At 70.5% G+C, this 23917-nt stretch carries 20 protein-coding genes and 2 pseudogenes; 9 read left to right on the top strand and 13 right to left on the bottom strand.

Annotation, left to right across the window (positions count from 1 at the left end; genetic code table 11):
• Positions 1-6: 6 nt before the first annotated feature.
• From ABT137_RS39600 to ABT137_RS39575, 6 genes are read right to left on the bottom strand one after another with little or no spacing between them, the layout of a single operon-like run.
• Complete coding sequence (locus ABT137_RS39600) at positions 7-795, bottom strand: Tat pathway signal sequence domain protein (protein ID WP_351716524.1); 789 nt, start codon at positions 793-795, stop codon at positions 7-9.
• Positions 792-1997, bottom strand: coding sequence for a glycoside hydrolase family 88/105 protein (locus ABT137_RS39595; protein WP_351716522.1), 1206 nt, complete (start codon positions 1995-1997; stop codon positions 792-794). The genes ABT137_RS39600 and ABT137_RS39595 overlap by 4 nt, the downstream gene beginning before the upstream one ends.
• The gene (pqqE, locus tag ABT137_RS39590) at positions 1994-3085 is read right to left on the bottom strand and encodes a pyrroloquinoline quinone biosynthesis protein PqqE (protein WP_351716520.1); all 1092 of its coding nucleotides are present in this window, start codon (positions 3083-3085) and stop codon (positions 1994-1996) included. Before pqqE ends, ABT137_RS39595 begins: the two co-directional genes overlap by 4 nt.
• A complete protein-coding gene (pqqD, locus tag ABT137_RS39585) occupies positions 3082-3336 on the bottom strand; it encodes a pyrroloquinoline quinone biosynthesis peptide chaperone PqqD (protein WP_351716518.1) in 255 nt (84 codons plus the stop codon). Before pqqD ends, pqqE begins: the two co-directional genes overlap by 4 nt.
• Complete coding sequence (gene pqqC, locus ABT137_RS39580; protein ID WP_351716517.1) at positions 3333-4121, bottom strand: pyrroloquinoline-quinone synthase PqqC; 789 nt, start codon at positions 4119-4121, stop codon at positions 3333-3335. The genes pqqD and pqqC overlap by 4 nt, the downstream gene beginning before the upstream one ends.
• Positions 4122-4141: 20 nt before the next feature.
• Complete coding sequence (locus tag ABT137_RS39575; protein WP_351716515.1) at positions 4142-4282, bottom strand: pyrroloquinoline quinone precursor peptide PqqA; 141 nt, start codon at positions 4280-4282, stop codon at positions 4142-4144.
• 334 nt (positions 4283-4616) lie between these two features.
• On the opposite strand from ABT137_RS39575, the gene ABT137_RS39570 reads away from it, so the two are divergent.
• Positions 4617-5453, top strand: coding sequence for an aldo/keto reductase (locus ABT137_RS39570; protein WP_351716513.1), 837 nt, complete (start codon positions 4617-4619; stop codon positions 5451-5453).
• 155 nt (positions 5454-5608) lie between these two features.
• Here ABT137_RS39570 and ABT137_RS39565 read toward each other — a convergent pair whose 3' ends face one another.
• Positions 5609-6220, bottom strand: a complete 612-nt coding sequence (locus tag ABT137_RS39565) for a hypothetical protein (protein WP_351716511.1) — start codon at positions 6218-6220, stop codon at positions 5609-5611.
• 227 nt (positions 6221-6447) lie between these two features.
• On the opposite strand from ABT137_RS39565, the gene ABT137_RS39560 reads away from it, so the two are divergent.
• Positions 6448-7143, top strand: a complete 696-nt coding sequence (locus ABT137_RS39560) for a glycoside hydrolase family 75 protein (protein WP_351716509.1) — start codon at positions 6448-6450, stop codon at positions 7141-7143.
• Positions 7144-7483: 340 nt separating this feature from the next.
• Here the strand turns inward: ABT137_RS39560 and ABT137_RS39555 are convergent, their stop codons facing one another.
• Positions 7484-8401, bottom strand: a complete 918-nt coding sequence (locus tag ABT137_RS39555; RefSeq protein WP_351716507.1) for a class I SAM-dependent methyltransferase — start codon at positions 8399-8401, stop codon at positions 7484-7486.
• Positions 8402-8488: 87 nt separating this feature from the next.
• Between ABT137_RS39555 and ABT137_RS39550 the strand changes: the two genes are divergently transcribed.
• Complete coding sequence (locus ABT137_RS39550) at positions 8489-9301, top strand: phytanoyl-CoA dioxygenase family protein (RefSeq protein WP_351716505.1); 813 nt, start codon at positions 8489-8491, stop codon at positions 9299-9301.
• A gap of 90 nt (positions 9302-9391) precedes the next feature.
• Here the strand turns inward: ABT137_RS39550 and ABT137_RS39545 are convergent, their stop codons facing one another.
• Positions 9392-11113 (bottom strand): glycoside hydrolase family 6 protein, encoded by a 1722-nt coding sequence (locus tag ABT137_RS39545; protein WP_351716503.1) that lies wholly within the window; start codon positions 11111-11113, stop codon positions 9392-9394.
• Between the two features lie 48 nt (positions 11114-11161).
• Complete coding sequence (locus ABT137_RS39540; RefSeq protein ID WP_351716501.1) at positions 11162-12649, bottom strand: cellulose binding domain-containing protein; 1488 nt, start codon at positions 12647-12649, stop codon at positions 11162-11164.
• Between the two features lie 279 nt (positions 12650-12928).
• On the opposite strand from ABT137_RS39540, the gene ABT137_RS39535 reads away from it, so the two are divergent.
• The 4 genes from ABT137_RS39535 (at position 12929) to ABT137_RS39520 (ending at position 21037) form a co-directional block, all read left to right on the top strand.
• Positions 12929-15847, top strand: coding sequence for a glycoside hydrolase family 48 protein (locus tag ABT137_RS39535; protein WP_351716611.1), 2919 nt, complete (start codon positions 12929-12931; stop codon positions 15845-15847).
• Positions 15848-16017: 170 nt separating this feature from the next.
• On the top strand, positions 16018-18672 hold the full coding sequence (locus ABT137_RS39530) for a cellulose binding domain-containing protein (RefSeq protein WP_351716498.1): 2655 nt from the start codon (positions 16018-16020) through the stop codon (positions 18670-18672).
• 95 nt (positions 18673-18767) lie between these two features.
• Complete coding sequence (locus ABT137_RS39525) at positions 18768-20672, top strand: NAD-binding protein (RefSeq protein WP_351716496.1); 1905 nt, start codon at positions 18768-18770, stop codon at positions 20670-20672.
• Positions 20669-21037, top strand: a complete 369-nt coding sequence (locus ABT137_RS39520; protein ID WP_351716494.1) for a DUF2335 domain-containing protein — start codon at positions 20669-20671, stop codon at positions 21035-21037. Before ABT137_RS39525 ends, ABT137_RS39520 begins: the two co-directional genes overlap by 4 nt.
• 69 nt (positions 21038-21106) lie before the next feature.
• On the opposite strand, the pseudogene ABT137_RS39515 reads toward ABT137_RS39520, so the two are convergent.
• Positions 21107-21214 (bottom strand): annotated as a pseudogene (locus tag ABT137_RS39515) (rhamnogalacturonan lyase family protein); the annotation flags it as partial.
• Between ABT137_RS39515 and ABT137_RS39510 the strand changes: the two are divergent.
• Positions 21214-21597: pseudogene (locus ABT137_RS39510) on the top strand (hypothetical protein); the annotation flags it as partial. The pseudogenes ABT137_RS39515 and ABT137_RS39510 sit on opposite strands and share 1 nt — an antisense overlap.
• Here the strand turns inward: ABT137_RS39510 and ABT137_RS39505 are convergent.
• Together ABT137_RS39505 and ABT137_RS39500 are read right to left on the bottom strand one after the other, a co-directional pair.
• Positions 21575-22396, bottom strand: coding sequence for a class I SAM-dependent methyltransferase (locus ABT137_RS39505; RefSeq protein ID WP_351716493.1), 822 nt, complete (start codon positions 22394-22396; stop codon positions 21575-21577). The pseudogene ABT137_RS39510 and the gene ABT137_RS39505 overlap by 23 nt on opposite strands.
• Before the next feature lie 5 nt (positions 22397-22401).
• Positions 22402-22707 carry a 4a-hydroxytetrahydrobiopterin dehydratase gene (locus ABT137_RS39500; protein WP_351716491.1) on the bottom strand — a complete coding sequence of 102 codons (306 nt, stop codon included), beginning with the start codon at positions 22705-22707 and terminating at the stop codon, positions 22402-22404.
• Between the two features lie 281 nt (positions 22708-22988).
• Here ABT137_RS39500 and ABT137_RS39495 point away from each other — a divergent pair, with 281 nt between their 5' ends.
• Entirely contained in the window at positions 22989-23852 is an 864-nt protein-coding gene (locus ABT137_RS39495) for a Sco1979 family transcriptional regulator (RefSeq protein WP_351716489.1), read from the top strand.
• Positions 23853-23917: the final 65 nt, after the last annotated feature.

The following is a 23917-nucleotide window of genomic DNA, read 5'->3' as shown; positions in this document are numbered from 1 at the left end:
GGTTCCTCACACCTGTTGGTAGCCGCGGAGGTTGGTGAGCAGGAGGTAGGTGTCCTGCAGGGAGCCCGAGGTGTCGCCGAGGGAGCGGTAGATGCCCCACTTCGGGCGGACCCGGTCGGCCAGGAAGGTGTCCACGCCGGACTTCGAGGCGTCGATCACGGTGGCGCCGCCGGACTTGAGGATCCAGCGGACCGAACCCGCCGAGCCGTTGCCGACCTTGATCTGGAAGTCGACGTCGGTCCAGGTGTCGTGCAGCGGGTCGAGGTCGGTGCGGCCGACGAGGATGTCGTCGATCGCGAGCTTCAGCTCGATGGTCTGCTTGCCGTTCACCCGCCGCAGCGACTGCACGACGATCGGCGAGGTGCCGGTGCCGGGCTGCTTCATCTGCATGATGTGCGTGAAGGTGGTGGTCGCCTTGAGGGAGCTCGGGATGTACATCGAGTACGTCACCCGCCAGATCTGGCCCTCGTTCCACTTGAGGTAGCTGCCGGCACCCGTGCGCAGGCCGGTGACCTCCTGGCGCTGGCGGTCGGTCGAGGTGTCGCGGTCGACCGTGTGCATGGTGAAGCGCCAGTTGTTCCCCGTGGCGTAGATGTGCGGGTGCCCGGCCGGGTGGGAGTCGGCGCGGTCGTCCTCGACGGTCTCGAAGGCGCCGAGGCCGTCACTGCTCGCCGACGGCTGCCACTTGAGCTGCCAGGACGCCGCGTGCGCGGGGGTCGCGGGCAGACCGACGGCGGCCGTGGCGGCTCCGGCGAACGCGGCTCCGAGAACCGCCCTTCTGGATGTTGTGCTCATGACACTGAATCACCTCGCAGTTGCTCGTTCATGATCAGGAAGGCCCCGAGGCCGTGGAAGTCGTTCACGGCCCGGGTACGGGCCACGTAGTACGCGTAGTCGCCGACGTTGGTGCCGATCGAGATGTCGGCCAGGTCGGTACGGCCGTCCGCGCCGATGGACAGTTCGGCGAGCACGCCCCGGTAGCCACGGCGGGCGACGTCCGCGAAGTGCGGGTCGAGGTAGTGCTGCTGGGCGCCGCGCGCAAGGGCGTAGGTGAACATGCCGGAGCAGGAGGTCTCGGTCCAGTCGTCGCTCCGGCCGCCCTTGTCGATCACCTGGAACCAGCGGCCGGTCGCCGGATCCTGGTACTTCTCCAGGCCGGCCGCCAGCCTCTGGAAGATGCCGAGCAGTTGCGGGCGGCGGGACTGGTTCGCCGGGATCGCGTCCAGCACGTTGACGACGGCCATCGCGTACCAGCCGACGGCCCGGCACCAGTGCTCGGGGGCGAGCCCGGTCTGTGGATCCGCCCAACTGGCGCTCTTCGACTCGTCGTAGGCATGCTTGAGCAGGCCGTTCGCGACCTGGAGGTGACCGCCGTAGACCGCGAGCTGCCTGGCCGCCTCGTCGTCGGTGTACGCGCTGTCGCCGAACTCCCTGCCGTACTCGACGAGGAACGGGTTCACCATGTAGACGCCGTCCGCCCAGAGTTGATGGGCGCGGCTGCTGGTGTCGGCGTGCCAGAAGCCGCCGTCGCTCGTGCGCGGATAGGTGTCGAGGCGGTCGCGGATCTTCTTGGCCGCCTTGCGGTAGCGGTCCTGACCGGTCTCGTGGTGCAGGATCACCAGGAGCCGGCCCGCCTGCATGCTGTCCAGGCTGTTGAAGGACTGGTCGATCGAGCCGTCGCTCTTCACGAACCGGTCGACGTAGTTCTTGATGTAGGTGAGGTAGCGGGCGTCGTGGGTGCGCCGGTAGGTGAGGTACTGGCCGTAGAGGTAGAGGCCGACCGGGTAGGACCAGCCGCCGATGGTGCTCGGGGTGTAGCGGGCCATGGTGGAGTCGACGACCGCGGTGGACCAGTCGGTGGCGGCGGCCGGCCTGACCGGGGCGGCCGCGGGTGGGGGTACGGCGGCGACGGCGGGCGGGGGTACGGCCGCGGGAAGCGCGGCCACGGTGGCGGTGGTGAGCGCGACGGCCGCGACGGCGGCTCGCAGGCGTTTCATGGTCCTCCTTCTGCAAGAGCTTCTCTGGGAACGGCGGCAGCCGAGGTCCGCCGCAGGGGTACGAGGTGGTGGTCGGGGGCATGGCGGCAGGCCGGGTCGGTGTTGCGGGCGTCTCCGGTGAGCGCGTACGCCTGGCAGCGACAGCCGCCGAAATCGGTGCTGCGCAGGGCGCAGCCGCGGCAGGGCTCGCGCATCCAGGACTCGCCCCGGTAGGCGTTGAAGGCCTTCGACTCCCGCCAGATCCAGGCGAGTCGATGGTCCCTGACGTTGGGCGGGTCGAGGCCGGGCAGGGTTGCGGCGGCCGGGCAGGGCAGGACGGTGCCGTCGGGGGTGACGGTGAGCGAGATCCGGCCCCAGCCGCCCATGCAGGGTTTCGCGGTGCCGGTGAGGAGGTCGGGGGCGACCCACACCAACTCCGGTTCGTCCAGGCGCCGGCGCCAGCGCAGGACCGCCTCGCGGGCCCGCTCGACCTGTCCGGGCGTCGGCAGCAGGGCGGCGCGGTTGCGGGCCGCCCAGCCGTGGTACTGGGTGTTGGCCAGCTCGATCCGGTCCGCGCCCCAGGCCACGCCGAGCGCGATCAGGTCCTCGACGGCGTCCAGGTTGCCCCGGTGCAGGACGACGTTCAGCCCGAAGGGCAGGCCTGCCGCCCGGATCAGCCGGGCCGCGCGCTCCTTGGCCGCGAACGAACGGGCACCGGCGATGCGTTCGGCGGCCGTCGGCTCCGCGTGCTGCACGGACAGCTGCACCCCGCGCAGCCCGGCGCCGACCAGCCCGGCCAGTCGCCGCTCGCTCAGCCCGACCCCGCTGGTGACGAGCTGGGTGTGCAGGCCGGCCGTGTCGGCGGCGGCGACCAGGTCGGTCAGGTCGCGCCTGAGCAGCGGTTCGCCGCCGGACAGATGGGTCTGGACGACGCCCAGCTCACCGGCCTGCCGGAACACCTCCGCCCACTGTCCGGTCGCCAGTTCCACTGACCGACCGATCAGTCGGACCGGGTTCGAACAATAGCCGCAGCGCAGCGGACAGGCATGGGTGAGCTCGGCGAGCAGCGCCCAGGGCGGCGCCGGCCCACCCGGTTCCGCGGTCGTCATCGCAGCCATCCCTCCTTCCGTAACGCGGTCAGGAACTCCGGGACCTCGGCCGCGACCGGGGCGCCCGGGAACGCCTCGGACAGTTCGGCGACGATCTCGGCCACCGCCCGGCTGCCGTCGCACAGCCGGAGCACGCCGCCCGCCCGGCCGTGCAGCACGACCACGCGCTCGGGCAGCAGCAACAGGTCGGTGCCGCGGACCCGGTCGTGGCGCAGCACGGCGGTGCGGGCGAGGACGGGCCGCCAGGTCATGGCCCGCCTCCGTCCCGGGCACCGCCCCGACCCCCGGTGTCCCCCCGGTCCACGGCGTCCAGCAGCGCCCACAGCACCTCGCACTTGTAGGCGAGCGCGGCGACGGCGCGGTGCTGCTCCTCGCGGGTGCGGGCCCAGGACAGGACCAGCGCGAGGGCCTCCGCGCCGTCCCGGGCGCCCTGGTCGACGCGGGTGCGGAAGTAGGCGAGGCCGGCCGGGTCGATCCACGGATAGTGGCGTTCGAAGGCGGTGATGCGGGTGCGCATCAGACCGGGTGCGGACAGTTCGGTGAGGGAGGCGGCGACCGCGTCCAGGGCTGGGCGCAGGCGGCAGAAGGTGACGTACCCCTCGACCGCGAAGCGCACCCCGGGCAGCACCCGGGAGCCGTCCCACAACTGTTCGCGGGGGACGCCGGCCGCCTCGCCGAGGCGCAGCCAGCGCTCGATGCCGCCCTCGCCGTCGGCGGTGCCGTCGTGGTCGACGATGCGGCGCAGCCACGGACGGCGCAGTGCGGGCCGGTCGAGTTTGGCGAGGATCAGGGCGTCCTTGACGGGGATGTGCCGCTGGTAGTGGAAGCGGTTGGTGATCCAGCGGCGCAGTTCGGCCGGGGTCAACTCGCCTTGGTGCATGCGCTGGTTGAAGGGATGGCGGTCGTGGTAGCGGTCGGCGGTGACGGCACGCAGCCGTTCGGCGAACTCCGCGACCGGCCAGGGGTCGGCGGCCGTCCCGGCGTGGCCGACGGTGGCGGCGGTGGCGGCGGCGGTGGCCGCGGCAGTGACGGTCATGGCGGCCCGTCCAGGGCGGATCAGCGGTCGCCGAGGGCGTAGCCGGTCACTTCCAGGGCGGTCTCCACGACCTGGTAACCAGGGCTTCGCCAGACCTTTTCATCCGATGTCTGCGGGGCGGCGGGTGCCGGCTGACGGTCCTCGGGGGTCGTCTCGTTCATGGCGTGGGTACCTGCTTTCCTGAGGTTGGGGGGTCTCAGAGCGCAGAGAGAGGTTTCTCTGTTCACAGGGATCGATCGGGAAACCCACAGGGATGTTCACATCCCTGGACCGGGTTCAGTGATACGTCCGACGATGCGCACCAGAGTCTCGGCAGAAACGGGCCGCGGTCAATGGTCCGGACCCATAACGTCGGATGCATTTCCGGCCAATCTCCGCCGGCGACGGCTGACCCACCGGTCAGTTCCAGCGGATTCCGCGGTCAGGAATGCGGCGGGGCCGGTGATCGTTGACGATGGGAGTACCACCTGTCGACAACCTAAGGATCGAGAGCTCGTGAGCAGCAAGGTCCCCCCGAAAATCCTCAACAACGGCGTCGAGATGCCCCAGCTGGGCTTCGGCGTGTGGCAGGTGCCGGACGACGAGGCCGAGCGCGCCGTCGCCACGGCGCTGGAGGCCGGGTACCGCAGCATCGACACAGCGGCGATCTACGGCAACGAAGTGGGCACCGGCAAGGCGATCGCCGCGTCCGGCGTACCGCGTGAGGACATCTTCGTCACCACCAAGCTCTGGAACGCCGACCACGGGTACGACGCCACACTGCGTGCCTTCGACGCGTCGCTGGCGAAGCTGGGTCTGGACTACCTGGACCTGTACCTCATCCACTGGCCGCTGCCGGCCCGGGGCAAGTACATCGACTCGTACAAGGCGTTCGAGCAGCTGCTGACCGACGGCCTCGTCAAGGCGATCGGCGTCTCCAACTTCCTCCCGGAGCACCTGGAACGGCTGATCGAGGAGACGTCGGTCATCCCCGCGGTCAACCAGATCGAACTGCACCCGCACCTGCAGCAGCACGCGTCCCGGGAGTTCCACGACGAGCAGGGCATCGCCACCGAGGCCTGGTCGCCGCTGGGCTCGGGCAAGGGCCTGCTGGAGGTGCCGGCGATCGTCGCGATCGCGCAGAAGCACAACCGCACCCCGGCACAGGTCGTGCTGCGCTGGCACGTCCAGCTCGGCAACGTCGTGATCCCGAAGTCCGTGACCCCGTCCCGGATCAAGGAGAACATCCAGGTGTTCGACTTCAGCCTGGACACCGAGGACCTCGCGGCGATCAGCGCGCTCAACGAGGACCGGCGCATCGGCCCGGACCCGGCCACCTTCGACATGGGCTGAGCAAGAACCGCGGCACAGGCCGGGCGAGAGCCCGGTCCACCCCGGCCGTTCCGCCGTCCGCACGCCGGGACGGCCGTTCGCGTGCCCCGAATCCCGTGCGGGGCGACTCCCGTGCGGGGCGACTCCCGTGCGGGGCGACTCCCGTGCGGGGCGGGTCAGTCGGGGCGTACGTCCGCGTGCAGGACCTCGAACTCCTCCAGGGCGACCACGGTCACGCGCGCCTTGGCGGCGTCCGCGCGCCGGGCGGCGGCCTGGCCGGCGCGTGAGGCGGCCATCGAGGCGCGGTCGACGAAGACCGAGCCGACCATGGCCCGGCCCCCCTGCCGGTCGACGAACAGAGAGCACTGGGCGAAGCCCGGCAGCGCTTCCAGCCGGGGTATCGCCGAGGAGCGGAAGGTCTCGGCGAACAGGTCCGTGTCGGCGGGGTCGAACTCCACCCGGGTGGAGCGCATGCCGCCGCCCGTTCTCGGCGGCTGCACGGGGTGGAAGACGGCGACCTCGTAGTTCTCGACGGCGACGGTGCCCGCGAACGGTTCCAGCATGGGTCTGCGCCGCTCGCGCATGACCTGGTCGCTGTTGCTCCGGGCCGCCTCGGTGCCCCACCAGCTCACCGCGAGCAGTTTGCCCAGCTCCCGGTCGATGAAGACGCCCGCGCCCCGGTACTCGGGACGTTCTTCCAGCAGTTCGCGCCCCTCGCTGTTCAGCGCCCTGACGGCCGCCTCGAGCTTCGCCGGATCGCCGGTGACGTACACCGTGCGTACGAACATGACCCCTCGCCTTCCAGGAGCCACCGGAGCCACCGCCGAACGTCCGCACGGCTCCTGCGTAAATATCCGGAATGTCCTGCCCCACCAGTGTTCCCCGGGGGTCATATCACCGCAATGCGCAAGAAATCACTGAGTTGACATCCAGGGGTTGACGCGGACATGCAGCCGGGTCCACCTTGTACGACACCCGGTCAGGAAACTTTCCTAACAGAAGGGGACCCCCCACAGTGCGCATCCGAACACTGACCCTTGCCGCGGCCTCCGGGGCCGCACTGCTCGCCGCCGGAGTGCTGCCCGCGAGCGCGTCGGGCGCCGCCGTCCCGAAGTCCGCCCAGGAGGGCTCGGTCAGCGCGGCGGACCTGCTCGCCAAGGTGACCTCCTGTTCCCAGATCTCCAACGGCAAGTACCGGACCGACGACGAGACGTCGGCCACCATCCCCGTCTGCGGCAAGAACGGCGCGGTCTTCTGGAAGGCCGACATGGACATCGACTGCGACGGGCAGCGCACCACCAACTGCAACGAGGACCGCGACCCCTGGTACCAGGACGACACCGCGTTCCACCAGTCCGACGGCAAGCCGCTGAAGGCCGAGTCGCTGCCGTACATCGTGGTCCCCAGCTCCAGCAGCACCTGGAACTACTCCAGCGCCGGCATCAAGGGCGGCGGAGTGGTCGCCGTGATCTACAACAACAAGGTCGAGTACGCGGTGGTCGGCGACACCGGCCCCACGAACATCATCGGTGAGGCCTCGTACGCCACCGCCAAGGCGCTCGGCATCGACCCCGACCCGGCGACCGGCGGCGCCGACTCCGGCGTGACCTACATCCTGTTCAAGAACTCCAAGGTCTCCCCCATAGAGAGTCACAGCGCGGCGGTGACCCTCGGCGACCAGCTGGCCAAGCAGTTCCTGGCGAACAACTGACCGAGGCGCCTTCGCTCCGCCATCGGCCCGGGGAGGGCGGACGGCCCGGTACCGCGCGGTGCCGGGCCGCTCCGGCGGATCGCTTCGAGCGCTCGTCACGAAGAGCGTGGCGGCGCGCCGCTGCCAGGGCGGGTCCGGCGAAGTCCGCTGCGGTTCGGCAGCGCCCCGAAGAGGCGCTGGGGGTACCCCCGGCCGAAGGCTGGGGGAGGAACTGCGCGACCGGCCACGACGGCGCCGCAGACGGCAGACGGCAGACGGCAGACGGCACACGGCACACGGCACACGGCACAGGCACACGGCACACGGCACACGGCAGATCGCGGCACTTCCAGCGGAGCGCTCAGGCGGGCCGTACCGCCGTGTGCACGGTCCGGACGCCGAGGACGAACAGGTCGGACCTGCGGTGCAGGCTCGCCGGGTCGGCCGGGTCGAGGAGGCGGTCCAGGGTGGCGCGGTCGTCGGCGTGGAGGTCGTCGGTGAGGGTGTCGCGGAAGCGGGAGAAGATCTCGACGGCGTAGGCGCGGCCCCGGTCGGAGGCGGGCGCGGGCAGGTCGAGCAGGAAGCTGCGGGTACGGGCGTACTTGAGGCCGCCGGAGGAAAGCAGCGTGGGCCAGTCCTCGGTCTCGGCGACCGAGCCGGGCAGTTCGGCGCGCATCTGCGCGAACCACTCCTCCTGCAGCGCGTCCAGCCGGGCCTGGAGCCCGGGGCGGCCGATGCCGATGTCGCGGGGCAGGAAGCGGCTGGGCAGGCCCCCTTCGAGGATGGCCAGCGTGCCACCGGGCGCCAGCCGCTCGGCGAAGGCGGTGAGCGCGGCCCGCTGGTCGCCGAGGTGGTGCAGGCTGTGCCCGGCCCACAGCAGGTCTGCCGGGTAGTCCAACTCGTCCAGCACACCGGGGAGTTCACCGGCGAGCACACCGAAGCGGTCGGCCACGCCGAGCCGCTCGGCGCGGGCCCGGGCCCGGTCGAGGAGCGGCTCGCTGCCGTCCACGGCCAGCACCCGCGCACCCGGGAACACCTCGGCGAACAGACACGACACCACCCCTGGCCCGCTGCCGACGTCGACGATCAGCCCCGGCTCGGTGACCTCCTTGCCGAGCCAGCTCAGCGCGCTCTCGTACAGGGGCGCGAAGAGCTCCGCCTGCGACTCCAGATGACCGGCCATCTCGCCCCAGTCGATGTCGGTGTTCGAGTGGGAGTGGTCGTGGCCGTGGGAGTGGGTGTGCTTGTGGGTGTCCGTGTGGTGGTGGTCGTGCGCCATGGGATCAGCCTCTCGTCCGGGTGCCGCCAGGGTGCGACGACGCACCGCCCGGAGGCCAGTCCTGTTGCCGGTGCGGCAAAAAACCGGATGCGGACGGCAAGGCGGACGGTCCACGATGGCCCGGTGGACGACGAGCTGGTGACACGCTTCCTGACCAACGGTTTCGTGAAGATCGAGGGCGCCTTCCCGCCGCGCGTCGCCAAGGACTGCGCCCGGCTGCTGTGGCGGGAGACAGGGTACGACCCGGAGGATCCGGGCACCTGGACGGACCCGGTGGTGTGGGTGGCGGGGATGGCGCAGGGCCCGTTCGCGGCCGCCGTCAACTCCCCTGTGCTGCATGCGGCGTTCGACCTGCTGGTGGGCGAGGGCCGCTGGGTGCCGCGCTACTCGCTGGGCAGTTTTCCGCTGCGGTTCCCGCACACGGAGGAGCCGGACGACGCGGGCTGGCACATCGAGGGCAGCTATCTCCCCGAGGGCGTCGAGTCCCGTTGGTACTACGCCAACCTGCGCTCGCGCGATCGTGCCCTGTTGATGCTGTTCCTCTTCTCCGAGGTGACCGAGCAGGACGCGCCCACCCGCATCCGGGTCGGCTCGCACCTCGACGTCCCCGCGGTCCTGGAGCCGTACGGCGAGGAGGGCGTCTCCATGCTGGAGATCGCCCCGAAGATCGTCGAGGCCTCCGCCCACCGCCCGCTCGCCCACGCCACCGGCCGCCCCGGCGACGTCTACCTCTGCCATCCCTTCCTGGTGCATGCGGCCCAGCCGAACCACGGCACCCGCCCCCGTTTCATGGCACAGCCGCCGTTGATGCCGGCCGTCCCCTACGAGCTGGACCGCCCCGACGGCGACTACTCGGCGGTGGAGCACGCGATCCGCCGGGGCCTGTCCCGCGCCCCATAGGGGCGCGGGACAGTTTCGACATGCGGCTCCGCCGCGTGGGCGCGACCAGCCACACACGGCCCGCAGCGTCGAGTTCAGCTCAACCGGTCATCACGACAGCGGCGGATACGCGTTGGCCATCAGCTGCTGGAACTGTGCCGAGAACCAGTGCCCGGACAGCGGCGCGTTCGGCAGGGCGCCGGACATGTTGTTGCCGTTGCGCGCGTTGCCCGTGTACGTCGGGTCGCACATCTGGTCGAAGCCCTTGCCCTCGTCGTTCGGGATGGCGGTGCTGGAACCGTCGGACTCACCCGGGGGCTTCATCCAGACGTAGGCGTCGATCCCGGCGGCCGGGCCGGCCTGCGGGCGCTCTCCGAGGCCGGCTCCGGACTGGTTGCACCAGTTGCCGACGTGGATCCGGCGGTCGTAGCGGCCGCCGTCGACGTACGTGTCCACGCTGGTCGTCGCGCCGGGCCCGGTCGGCCGCGCGCTGCCGCCCCAGCCGTTGCGGGAGGTGTCGATCAGCATGCCGATGCCGGAGTTGAAGCCGACCGACACCAGTTCGGTGCGGAAGGCCTGGGCGAAGGACAGCTCGTCGACGTAACGGTTCCAGTCGACCCACTTGGACTGGCGGACGGAGGTGCCGTTCACCGTGTCGTTGACGGTGAAGTTGTTCTCCTTCAGGGCGCTGTAGTTGGCCGTGTTGGTGATGAAGCCCTGCACGTCGTCGACGGTCGCGCCCTCGCTGGTGGCCGCCTGCTTGAACACGTTGGCCGCCGGGGCGAAGTTGTCGTCCCAGCCCAGCCAGCCGTGGTGGCCGGCGTCGAGGTAGTTGTAGACGTTGGGGATCGCGCCGAGCTTGGCGACGGCGTAGCCGACGCCCTTCACGTAGTTGCCGTTGGCCAGCATGGTGTTGCAGTTGGCGGTGGCGGTGGCCCGGCTGCCGGTGTTGGTGACCAGGTTGGGCAGCGAGTCGATCTCGATGGTGGTGACGATCCGCAGCGAGGCGTACTTGCTGTCGGAGAGGATCGCCGCGATCGGGTCGATGAACTGCGTCTTGTACTTGTCGATCTCCGTCGGGCCGAGCTCGCCGTTGGACGCGAGGGCCGCGCAGTCGCGTCCGGGGAGGTCGTAGACGACCAGCTGGACCACTTCCTCGCCACTGCCCTTCTGAGCCAGGGCCGCGTCGAGATGCGCGCGCAGGCCCATGCTGGTGCTGGTGCCGTTGATCGCGGCAATCCGGTCGAGCCACACGCCGGTGGGCTGGTTGGAGATCCGGCTGCCGCCCGTCTCGGCGGCGGCCTTCGCCGACCACTCCGGGTTCACGTACACCTTGGCGCCGGAGTACGGGTTGTCGACGCGGGTCCCGGAGCCGCCTCCGTTGTCCCCGCCGCCTCCGCCGCCGCTGCCGTCGTCGACATTGCAGGTGACGCCGTCGAGGGTGAAGGCGGTCGGGACCGCGTTCGTCCCGCTGTACGACCCGTTGAAGCCGAAGCTGACCGAGCCGCCGGTCGCCAGCGTGCCGTTGTAGGTCTCGTTGTTCGCGGTGACGGCGGTGCCGCTCTGGGTCAGCCTGGTGTTCCAGTAACTGCTCACCTGCTGGTTCCCGGCGTACGACCACTTCACCGACCAACTCGACTTCGCCGCCGAGTTGTTGGTGACGGTGACGGCGGCGGTGAAGCCGGATCCCCAGTCGTTCTGGATCGTGTAGTCGACGGTGCAGGGAATCGCGGAGATCGCCGCCTCGGCGGCCGGGGTCACGGCGACCGCCGGCCCGGACACCCCGGCGACGAGCGCCAGGGCGGCGAGAACCGCTGTTCTGGTACGACTCATGAGCGGGTTCCTTCTTCTTCGGTAGGCGTGCTTCTTCGGTGGGCGTGCTTACGGATTGACGGCCTTGAGGTGGTCGCGCAGCCCGACGCCGTACGCCGTCGGCGTACCGCTGTAGTCGGAGATCAGGGACGGGCCGGCGGAGCAGTCCCAGGTGCTCCAGGTCCAGCCCAGGTAGGAGAGGCCGCGGTCGTCGAACCACTTCATGACCTGGTCGACGAACGCGTGCGAGCAGGTGTTCTCGCCGATCTCCCCGGCGACCAGCGGCACCTGGGCCGCGACCGGGGCGAGGGTGGAGTTCCAGCAGCTCTCACTGGCACAGGTGTTGAAGTTGTAGCCGTGGTAGGCGGCGACGAGGTTGCCGGCCGGGTCGCTGGGTTTGTACGTCAGCCACTGGCTGAGGTCGTTGGAGTACGCGAGCCCGCCGATCATGATGACGTTCCTGGCGCCGGCGCCGCGGATGCCGTCCACCAGGTCCTGCATCCCGGCGACCTCGTAGCCGATCCCCGGGCAGGTGCCGCCGTCCCGCCAGCACTGCCAGGCCTGGGCGGCCGTCGAGGTCGCCCGGTCCGGGTAGGGCTCGTTGAACAGGTCGAAGACGGCCGCCTGGTCGTCCTTGAAGGTGCCTGCCACCGAGGACCAGAAGGACGGGCTGTACTGCGCGTCCGGCATCGGCTTCTGGCAGGTGGCGTGCACGTCGGAGCAGCCGGCCGAGTTGCCGGTGTACTGGCCGTAGGACCAGTGGAGTTCGAGGATCGGTGTGAGGCCGTACGACTCGACGCGGGCCACCAGGTCCTTCACGGCGCTGATGTAGTTGGCGCCCGCGTACTCGGGTTTGACGTTGGACAGGCCGAGCCAGCACTCCTCGTTGAGGGGGATGCGGACGGCGTCGGCCTTCCAGTCGGCGATCGCCTTGATCGCCGCGTCGTCCACCGGGCCGTCCCAGATGCCGTAGCCCTGCACGCACATGAACTCGCCGCCGGAGCGGTTCACCCCGAGCAGGCGACGGGCCGTTCCGCTCGCGTCCACGAGCTTGGTGCCGGAGACGTGCAGGGCCGGGGCCGTACCGCCGGCGGGCGGCTCGGTCGGCGTGGGAGTCGGCGTAGGTGTGGGCGTGGGCTCCGGATCGACGTTGCACGTCGTGCCGTTGAGCCTGAACGCCGTCGGTACGGCGTTGCTCCCCGACCAGGAGCCGAGGAACCCGGCGCTGACGCTCGCACCGGTGGCGAGGGAGCCGTTCCAGCTCTCGTTGGCGGCGGTGACCGTCGTACCGGACTGGGACCACTTGGCGCTCCAGCCCTGGGTGACCTTCTGGCCGTTCGCGAAGTCGAAGCTCAGGCTCCAACTGCTCATGGCGGCCATGTTGTTGGTGATGGTCACGGAGCCCTGGAAACCCGTGTCCCACTGACTCGTGACCGCGTACTCGACCGTGCACGCGGGTGTGGCGCCGGACGCCGACACCACCGGCACCAGTGCGGCCCCGACGAGGGCGACCGCACCGGTGACGGCTAAAAGAACTGAACGCGGGGGGTGTCGCATGAGCGACTCCTTGCAGCTCGGGCGCGTCGTGACGGACGCGTCGACTGAACGGAATCGCTCCCACTGGTGCGAAGGAAGGTAGCGCCAAGTGCGGGCAAAGAACAGGGGAGTTGCTTGACTTTTCCGCAGCGGGATCCGTCGAATCTTTTCGACTCTTCAACGGCCTTGACCGCACCATGCCACGTCTCCACTATGGGAGCGCTCCCACTGGTTCAAGCCTTGACTTCTCCCCGAGCCGCAAGCGCAAGGAGGAACCAGCACATGCGACCCGGATATGCCCTGCATCCCGGGCGGAGGCGCGGAGCCGTGCGACGGTTGTGGACGGCCGTCGTCGCGGCCCTCGCCCTGCCACTGTCCATGCTCGCGACGGGCACGACTCCCGCCCAGGCGGCGACCGTCCAGTGCAGCGTGGACTACAAGACCAACGACTGGGGCACCGGCTTCACCGCCGACCTCACCCTCACCAACCGCGGCACCGACGCGATCAACGGCTGGACGCTGGCGTACGCGTACACCGGCAACCAGAAGCTGGTCAGCGGCTGGAACGGCTCCTGGTCCCAGTCCGGCACCTCGGTCACCGTGCAGAACGCGTCGTACAACGGCACGATCGCGGCCGGCGCGGCGGTGTCGACCGGCGCCCAGTTCTCGTACACGGGCAGCAACGCGGCCCCGACGAGCTTCGCGATCAACGGCACGACGTGCGCCGGTGCGCACCAGCCGCCCATCGCCGTGCTGACCAGCCCGAGCGCGGGCGCGGTCTACACGCAGGGCGACGCGATCCCGCTGGCGGCGACCGCGGCGGCGGCCGACGGCGCGACGATCGGCAAGGTGGAGTTCTACGACGACACCACGCTGCTGGGCACCGACACGTCGTCGCCGTACTCGCTCCCGGTCTCCAGCTTGACCGTGGGCAGTCATTCCTTGGTGGCGAAGGCGTACGACAGCCTGGGCGCGTCCGCGTCCTCGACGCCGGTCGGCATCACGGTCGCCTCGGGCCCCGCGGTCGTGGCCTCGCCGGCCCAGCTGGGCATCCAGCAGGGCGCGACGGGCACGTTCGGCGTGAGCCTGTCGAAGCAGCCGAGCGCCAACGTGACGGTGTCCGTGGCCCGCACGGCCGGCAACACCGGGCTCTCGGTGAGCGCCGGATCGTCGCTCACGTTCACGCCGTCCAACTGGAGCACCGCGCAGAACGTGACCGTGGCCGCGGACTCCGCGGGCACCGGCACCGCGACCTTCACGGCGTCGGCGACCGGCCACACCGGCGCCACGGTCACCGTGACCGAACTGGCCGCGTCGAACGCCTACGACGCGCGCTTCCTGGACCTCTACGGGAGGATCACCAACCCGGCGAACGGCTACTTCTCCCCCGAGGGCATCCCCTACCACTCGGTCGAGACGCTGATCGTCGAGGCCCCGGACCAGGGCCACGAGACCACGTCGGAGGCGTACAGCTACCTTCTCTGGCTGCAGGCCATGTACGGCAAGGTCACCGGTGACTGGTCCAAGTTCAACGGTGCCTGGGCCCTCATGGAGAAATACATGATCCCGACCCACGCCGACCAGTCGACCAACTCCTTCTACAACGCGTCCAAACCGGCGACGTACGCACCCGAGCTGGACACCCCGAACGAGTACCCGGCGAAGCTGGACACGTCGGTGTCGGTGGGCTCGGACCCGATCGCAGCCGAGCTGAAGAGCGCGTACGGCACGGACGACGTCTACGGCATGCACTGGCTGCAGGACGTCGACAACGTCTACGGCTACGGCGACACTCCGGGCGGCGGGTGCGAGGCGGGCCCGACGGCCGAAGGACCCTCCTACATCAACACCTTCCAGCGCGGTCCGCAGGAGTCGGTGTGGGAGACGGTTCCGCAGCCGACCTGCGACGCCTTCAAGTACGGCGGGACGAACGGCTACTTGGACCTCTTCACGGGTGACTCGTCCTACGCCAAGCAGTGGAAGTACACGGACGCCCCGGACGCCGACGCGCGTGCGGTGCAGGCCGCGTACTGGGCGGACGTGTGGGCGAAGGAGCAGGGCAAGGGCGCCGACGTCTCCGCCACCGTGGGCAAGGCGGCGAAGATGGGCGACTATCTCCGCTACGCGATGTACGACAAGTACTTCAAGAAAATCGGCAACTGCGTGGGCCCGACGACCTGCGCGGCCGGCACCGGCAAGGACGCCTCGGACTATCTGCTCTCCTGGTACTACGCGTGGGGCGGAGCGACCGATTCGAGTGCGGGCTGGGCGTGGCGGATCGGGTCGAGCCATGTGCACGGCGGCTACCAGAACCCGCTGGCCGCCTACGCGCTGAGCTCGTACGCCGACCTGAAGCCCAAGTCGGCCACGGGCGCGACGGACTGGGGCACGTCCCTGACCCGGCAGCTGGAGTTCTACCGCTGGCTGCAGTCGTCCGAGGGTGCCATCGCGGGCGGTGCGACCAACAGCTGGCAGGGGCGGTACGCGAGCCCGCCGTCCGGTACGTCGACGTTCTACGGCATGTACTACGACTGGGAGCCGGTGTACCACGACCCGCCGTCCAACCAGTGGTTCGGTTTCCAGGCCTGGTCGATGGAGCGGGTCGCCGAGTACTACCAGCAGACCGGGAACGCCACGGCGAAGACGATCCTCGACAAGTGGGTGGCGTGGGCGCTGTCCAAGACCACGATCAACCCCGACGGCACGTACCTGATCCCGTCGACGCTGCAGTGGTCGGGGCAGCCCGACACCTGGAACGCGTCGAATCCGGGCTCCAACAGCGGACTTCACGTCACGGTCTCCGACTACACGAACGACGTGGGCGTGGCGGCCGCGTACGCGAAGACGCTGACGTACTACGCCGCGAAGTCCGGTGACGCGACGGCGAAGTCCACGGCCAAGGCGCTGCTCGACGGCATGTGGAACAACTACCAGGACAGCCTGGGGATCGCGGTGCCGGAGACGCGGGCCGACTACAACCGCTTCGACGACGGTGTGTACGTCCCGAGCGGGTGGACCGGGAAGATGCCGAACGGCGACGCGATCAACTCGTCGTCGACGTTCGCCTCGCTGCGGTCCTTCTACCAGAACGATCCGGCGTGGTCGAAGATCCAGAGCTATCTGGCGGGCGGGGCCGCGCCTGTGTTCACGTATCACCGGTTCTGGGCTCAGGCGGACATCGCGCTGGCCATGGGGTCGTATGCGGAGCTGCTGGAGTAGTTCCGGTGACTGCGGTGGTCGGCTGCGGGTTTCGTCGTGGCTGGTCGCGCAGTTCCTCCCCCAGCCGAAGGCTGGGGGTACCCCCAGCGCCCCTGACGGGGCGCTCCAGTGGGCGGCCCCTACCCGCACTAGGGGCCGCTCTTCCCCCCTACTAGAGAGGACTTTCTCCCGTGCGAAGAACCCGCATCCTCACCGCCGTCATGGCCCTCGCCGCCGGCTTGCTCGCAGGTACCCCGCCCGCGCTCGCCGCCCACGAAACCGCGAACGTCACGCTCGCCGCCGACACGTACACCTGGCACAACGCCCGGATCGACGGCGGCGGTTTTGTCCCCGGGATCGTCTTCAACCGCAGCGAGAAGAATCTCGCCTACGCCCGTACCGACATCGGCGGTGCCTACCGCTGGTCGGAGTCGACGAAGACCTGGACACCGTTGCTGGACTCGGTCGGCTGGGACGAGTGGGGGCACACGGGCGTCGTCAGCCTCGCCTCCGACTCCGTCGACCCGGACAAGGTGTACGCGGCCGTCGGGACGTACACCAACAGCTGGGACCCGACGAACGGAGCCGTGCTGCGCTCCTCCGACCGGGGCGCCGGCTGGCAGAAGACCGCCCTGCCGTTCAAGCTGGGCGGCAACATGCCCGGCCGGGGCATGGGCGAGCGGCTGGCGATCGACCCGAACAAGGACAGCGTGCTGTACCTGGGCGCGCCGAGCGGCAAGGGGCTGTGGCGGTCGACGGACTCCGGGGTGACCTGGTCGCAGGTGACCACCTTCCCCAACGTCGGTAATTACGTGCAGGATCCGACCGACACCACCGGCTACGCCTCCGACAACCAGGGCATCGTGTGGGTCACCTTCGACGAGTCGACGGGTACGGCCGGTACGGCGACGAAGACGATCTACGTCGGGGTCGCCGACAAGGACAACGCGGTGTACCGCTCGACGGACGCGGGCGCGACCTGGACGAGGCTCGCCGGTCAGCCGACCGGATACCTCGCCCACAAGGGCGTGCTGGACGCGAAGAACGGTTATCTCTATCTCGCCTACAGCGACAAGGGCGGCCCGTACGACGGCGGCAAGGGGCAGCTGTGGCGGTACGCGACGGCGACCGGCACCTGGACCGACATCAGCCCGGTCGCGGAGGCCGACACGTACTACGGTTTCTCCGGGCTGACGGTCGACCGGCAGCACCCCGGCACGGTGATGGCGACGGCGTACAGCTCCTGGTGGCCGGACACCCAGATCTTCCGCTCCACGGACAGCGGGGCGACCTGGACGAAGGCCTGGGACTACACGTCGTACCCGAACCGCTCGAACCGCTACACGATCGACGTCTCGTCCTCCCCCTGGCTGGCCTTCGGCGCGAACCCGTCGCCGCCCGAACAGAGCCCGAAACTGGGGTGGATGACGGAGGCACTGGAGATCGACCCGTTCGACTCGGACCGGATGATGTACGGGACGGGGGCGACGCTGTACGGCACCGAGGACCTGACGAAGTGGGACAGCGGCGGCCAGTTCACGGTCAAGCCGATGGTGCAGGGCCTGGAGGAGACCTCGGTCGACGACCTGGCCGCTCCCCCGTCCGGCGGTGCCCAGCTCTTCAGCGCGCTCGGTGACATCGGCGGCTTCCGCCACACGGACGTCACCAAGGTCCCGTCGATGATGTATACGTCCCCCACCTTCACGACCACGACCAGCCTGGACTTCGCCGAGTCCAACCCGAACACGGTGGTCCGGGTGGGAAATCTCGACTCCGGCCCGCACATCGCGTTCTCGACGGACAACGGGGCCAACTGGTTCGCGGGGACGGACCCTTCGGGGGTGAGCGGGGGCGGCACGGTCGCGGCCGCCGCCGACGGGAGCCGGTTCGTGTGGAGCCCGGCCGGTACCGGCGTGCAGTACACGACGGGCTTCGGCTCGTCCTGGTCGGCGTCGAGCGGGATCCCGGCGGGCGCGACCGTCGAGTCCGACCGCGTCGATCCCAGGACCTTCTACGGCTTCAAGTCCGGCAAGTTCTACGTGAGTACGGACGGCGGGGCGACCTTCACGGCGTCCGCCGCGACGGGTCTGCCGAGCGGTGACAGCGTGCGCTTCAAGGCGCTGCCCGGAACGAAGGGCGATGTATGGCTGGCCGGTGGCTCGACCGACAGCGCGTACGGCCTCTGGCACTCCACCGACGGCGGCGCGAGCTTCACCAAGCTCTCGAACGTCGACCAGGCCGACACGATCGGCTTCGGCAAGGCGGCGCCGGGCGCCTCGTACCAGACGCTCTACACCAGCGCGAAGATCGGCGGAGTGCGCGGCATCTTCCGCTCCACGGACCGGGGCGCGACCTGGACCCGCATCAACGACGACGCCCACCAGTGGGGTTGGACGGGCGCGGCCATCACGGGTGACCCGCGGGTGTACGGCCGGGTGTACGTCTCGACCAACGGCCGGGGTGTGATCTACGGCGACGCGGGTGGCAGCGACGACGGCGGGGGCGGCACGGACCCGACGCCGACCGCCGCCTGCACGATCGCCTACAAGATCACCAACCAGTGGACGGGCGGCTTCCAGGCGGACGTCCAGCTCGCCAACACGGGCTCGTCGGCGTGGAACGGTTGGTCTCTGGGCTGGTCCTTCCCGAACGGCCAGACCATCGGCCAGCTGTGGAATGCCGACTGGACCCAGTCCGGTGCGGCCGTCACGGCCAGGAACGTCAGTTGGAACGGCACAGTGGCAGCGGGCTCGTCGGTGTCGTTCGGCTTCACGGGCACCTGGAGCGGCTCGAACGGCAGACCCACGGCCTTCGAACTGGGTGGCCAGACCTGCGCGGTGGCCTGAGGACCGAGGGCGCGTGCCGCACCGGGCACACGCCCTCCCCCTTCCCATGGGCCATCATGGGTCCCGGTTCACTCATGACGCGTGGGGAGTCTGTCGTGGTCCAGACGATGCCGTCCGTTCTTGAGGCCCCGGAGCACTCCAGGTCCGTGGGCCACATGGTCCTCTGCGGAAACGGGGCGCTCACCCGGCAGACCGCGCACCACCTCAGAGAGGTCTACGCCGCGGACGTCCGGGTCATCCCCTTCGACCGCGAACGGGGACACGGCCTGCGGGCAGCCGGTGCCTGGACGGACGGCGCCGACTGGGCGGCGCGGGAAGCCGACGGCCATCCGCTGGCGGCGGAGATGACCGAGGCCGGTGTGGAGTCCGCCTCGGCCTTCGGCGTACTGATGGACGACCCCAGAGATGTCCTGCCCATCGCGCTCCTGGCCCTGCGGCTGAACCCCGGGATCAGACTGGTGCTCAGATGCGAGAGCACGGCCTGGTTCTCCGTGCTGGAGGAGAGCCTCTCACGCGCGGGAGCCGCCTCGTACACCGTGCTGGCGCCCTGGCACCTGGCGGGCGTCAACATCGTCACGAGGTTCTTCGGGATCTCCGGAGCCGTCTCGGCACCGTCCGGGTTCACCGTCTACGTCGCCGAGCGGCCGGCGGCCGAACCGACGCCGGACAGGGGCTCCGCGAGCGTACCGATCGCCCTGCGCGACGACGCCGGAGACGTGTCCCTGCTGCCACCGGACTCCGTCGTCGCGGCCGCCGCGCCCGACCGGACGGTGGTCGAACTGCGTTCGAGCCCACCGCACCGGGGGAACCTCCCCTCGAACGGCCACGTCGTGCTCGTCGGGCTCGGCCGTACCGGCACGGGTGTGCTGGAGCAGTTGCTCGCCCTCGGCCTTGAGGTCGTCGCCGTGGACAGCGACCCGTCGGCGGACGGTCTCGACGTCGCCGAACTGCAGTCGGTGCCGGTGATCGTGGGCGACGCCAGGCAGCCCGAGGTGCTGGCGGCGGCACGCGTCGACCAGTGTGCCGCGGTCATCGCGCTGACGGGCCGGTACGCCGTGAACATGGACGTGGCCTGGTTGGTCCACGGCCGCCGGCCGCTGGTTCGGGTCGCGGCACGCGACGACCGCGAGTCCGACGAGATCCACGAGATCCACGACCGCCCGCGTCCGCTGCCCGAGGAATTCCGCACCTACAACATGCCGATGCTGGCGGCCCCGTCCTTCGCGGCGGCCATGGCGGGCTCCACCGCGGCCGGGTCCGTCCCTGTGGGACGGCGTGTGCTGCTGCTCCTGGAACGCGACGTGGACGACTTCGGTGACGCGCCGCGATCGATCCTGGACCGGGCGTTCCGGCCCGGCAAGTGGCGGGTCGTCGCCCTGAACGGGGACCGGGATCCGTCGAACGCCACCTGGTCGTGGACTCCGGCCGCCGAGCCGCCGTCCGGGGCGAGGCGCGCGCTGGTGATCGCCACCCGCAAGGGTGTCCTGGAACTGCTCGGAGACGGCAGCGCCCGCTCGTCCTGCGATGCCGCCGACGAAGTCCCGGAACCCTCCGAGGCCACGGCCGCTTCGGATCGGTCGGAGCAGGCCGCGACGGACGCGGGTCGGGACCGCTCCGCGGTAGGTGCCGTCCCGGCGTCCCGGCCCAGGCCGCTCCGTCTCTTCCTCGGCATGCTCGGGCTCGCCGCCGCGCTCTGGTGTGTGCTGGAGTTCCTGCCGTCGGGGCGTGGCCTGTGGTGGCCGGTGACGCTCCTCGTGACCTGGGTCTCTCTCACGGCGGCCCTGGCCCGGCGGCGGCGCCCGCCCCGCCCCGCTGCCGAGCCGCCCGACCGGCTCGTCCTGGCCCGGTTGGCGGAGATGTACGCCGCCCTGGGCCCGCCGCCCGAACCCGACGACGGTCAGGGCGCTCCGCCTGATCCCGATGGGACAGGACCGGCACCGCAGCTGTCCTGGCCGACCGGCCTGTTCCAGCACACCGAGCGACTCGGGCGGCACGCATGAGCATGCAGGACGAGACCCCCACGGGATCCGCCGCCCCGGTGGAATCCGCCGGTGGGCCGGCGGGTTGGCGGCAACTGCCCGTGGTGGAGCAGGCCGAGCGCTGGGAGCAGATCATCCCCGGCAGCGCCGAGCGCATGCTCGCCCAGGTGGAGCGGGAGTTCGATCACCGCCGGCGGGTCGAGGTGCTGAGTCTGGTCTTCTACGCGGTGAGTGTCACGGTCGGTGCCTTCATCGGGGTGGGGTGTCTGTGGCTCGCCAAGTACTTCCTCGACCACGGTCAGGCCGCGGCGGGCGCGGGACTGCTCGGCAGCGGGTCGGTCGTCGCCACCGGCCTGGCCGTGGTGCGCCGGAGCGCGGGCCGCTGAGGAGCGGACCGGGCGCGCGCTGGTTCCCGCTCAGGGCGTGTACACCGACGGTCGAGGTGCCGTGGTCATGCCGTCGCCGTCGACGTCCGCGACGGACAGCTGGTGGTTGCCCTGGCCGTCGTGGCCCTTGCCGGTGTTGGTGGAGGAGTTGGTGTCGAAGGTCCAGCGGCGGGTGAAGCGCGTGGGTGGAGTTCCCCGCCGTCAGCCGCTGCCGGCCGCTGTTCGACGGCGCCGCCAACGTCGACGAGATCGACATGCCGTATCTGGGCGCGAAGGGCGTGACCTTGCGGCTCTTCGACCCGGAGACCGGGCAGTGGTCGCTGAACTGGGCGGCGAGCCGGAGCGGGAAGCTGTTCCCGCCGGTCGTCGGACGGTTCGACGGCGGCCGCGGGGAGTTCTACGGCGACGACACGCACGAGGGCAAGGACGTACGGGTGCGGTTCGTGTGGTCGGGGGTCTCCCCCACCGGCGCGCGCTGGGAGCAGGCGTTCTCGGTGGACGGCGGGGAGACCTGGGTGGCCAACTGGACGATGGACTTCAGCGGGCCGCCGGTTTCCTGAACGCCCGTACCGCGAAGCGGGGGTCGGGGCGGCGGCGGTCCTGGTCGGGCAGGGCCGCCAGCCGGCCGGCGAAGTCGTCGGCGCCGGGGTCGTCGGGCGGGAGCATCGTGAACCAGCCGCGCCGCAGGTCGGCAAGGGTGGAGCGGGGGCTTCGGCCCTGGCCGACGCCGGTGAAGGCGGCCTGTCCGGCGGGCAGCAGGCCGCTCGCCAGGGCGTACCCGCTCACGTCCGCGGCGGCGTCGGATGCCGGGCGGCGCGGGCGGGCGGCGAGGACGGCGTCGATGTCGCTGCCGACGTCGTGCGCGGCGGCCTTGTCGACGGTGGTGACGTACACCCCACCGGGCCGCAGCACCCGCGCGCACTCGGCGACGATCCCGCGGACCTCGGTGCTGTCCGTGATGAGGTGGAGCAGCCAGACCGTCGTGACGGCGTCGAACGTGGCGTCGCGGAAGGGCAGCCGACGGCTGTCGGCGAGCAGGACCGATCCCGGCAGCCGGGCCGCCGCCATCCGGGCCATGCCGGGTGCGCGGTCCGCGCCGGTCACCTGGAGCCCGGGGCGGGCGGCGGCGAGCCGGCGGGTGACGATGCCGGTGCCGCAGGCGAGGTCGAGGAGACGGCCGGGGCGATCGCGGCTGCCGTGGCGATCGCGGTGGTCGAGGCCTTCCGTACCGCCGGCGCTGCCGATGCTGCCGATGCTGTCGGGGATCAGGCCGAGGACGGCGTCCGCGGCCGCCTCGGCGCGGGCCTCGCCGCCACGGGTCGCGTCGTAGGCGCCGGCTTCCTTGTCGTAGTCGAGCACATGGCTCAGTGTGCGCCGTGGCCTGGGGCGATGTCCTCCACCCTGTGGGCGAGTTCGACGTCCTTGGCCGTGACGGCGCCGCCCACGCTGTGGGTGTTCACGGTCAGGGTGACGGTGTTGTAGCCGAGGGTGAGGTCGGAGTGGTGGTCGAGTTCGTCCTGGATGCGGGCGATGTGCACGACCAGGGCGACGGCGGCGAAGTGCGAGTCGAGTCGGTAGGCGCGGGCGAGCCGGTCGCCGTCCAGCGACCAGCCGGGCAGCTCGGCCAGCCGGTCCTCGATCTCCTGCTGCGACAGCGGTGCGACGGCCATGGTGCGGCTTCCTTCCCGGGGACCGGCGAGTGACGTACGTGCGTTCAGCCTGCCATGGACAGGCCTTCCGGGCGGCGAGCACGGTCGCGTGTCCGGGTCCCCGGCCCGGCACTTCGACTTCGCCGAGCCGGCCGTCGGGACGTTCCTGCCCGCGGCCCCGGTCCCGCCAAGTACTCACACTCGTCGGTAAGTTGACGGAAGTAGTTCCCTCGACCAGGTGTGCGACGCGGCATCGCGTGACACACTGCTCCCCGTACTTGGGCACGTAGGGGAGGCGTGGCGTGAGTGAGCGGCGTGCTGCGCCCACAGTGGGGCAGGTCGTGCTCGGCAAGCGGCTGCAGGAGCTGCGCGAGGCGGCCGGGCTGGGCCGGGACGAGGCGGCGCGGGTGCTGCGGGTGGCCCAGGCGACCGTACGGCGGATGGAGATGGCCGAGGTCGCGCTGAAGATCCCGTACCTCCAGGTGCTGCTGGAGACGTACGGGGTGGCCGAGGAGGAGCAGGCCGCGTTCGTGCGGCTGGCCGAGGAGGCCAACCAGCCGGGCTGGTGGCAGCGGTTCCACGACGTGCTGCCGGACTGGTTCAGCCTGTACGTGAGCCTGGAGGGCGCCGCCCGGGTCATCCGCTCCTACGAGCCGCACTTCCTCCCCGGCCTGTTGCAGACCGAGGCGTACGCGCGGGCCGTGATGGAGGCCGGGACGATCGGCCACAGCGATCCCACGGCCGTGGAGCGGCATGTGGCGCTGCGCATGACCCGGCAGCGGCTGCTGGAGCAGGACGATCCGCCCCACCTGTGGGTGATCATGGACGAGACGGTGCTGCGGCGCCCGGTCAGCGGCCCCTCCGAGGTGATGCGCGACCAGGTCGACAAGCTCCTCGCCTACATCGAACGGGACCGGATAACCCTCCAGCTCGCCGAGTTCGCGAGCGGCCCGCACCCGGGTACGTACGCGCCGTTCACCCTGTTCCGGTTCGGCGAGCCGGAGCTGCCCGACATGGTCTTCACCGAGTACCTGACCGGCGCCCTGTACCTGGACTCCCGCGACGAGGTCGGGGCGCACCTGGAGGTCCTGGACCACATGACGGCCCGGGCGGCCTCGGCGCAGCGGACCGAGGACCTGCTGCGCGAGTACCGCGACAAACTCTGAGCGGGAGCACCGCGACAGACCCTGAGCGGGAGTACCGCGACAAACCCTGAGCAGAGGAGCACAGA

Source organism: Streptomyces sp. NPDC001980, assembly GCF_040296885.1.
GTDB lineage: Bacteria > Actinomycetota > Actinomycetes > Streptomycetales > Streptomycetaceae > Streptomyces.
Note: the sequence above shows the minus strand (reverse complement) of the source record. Positions and strands in the feature narration are given on the sequence as shown.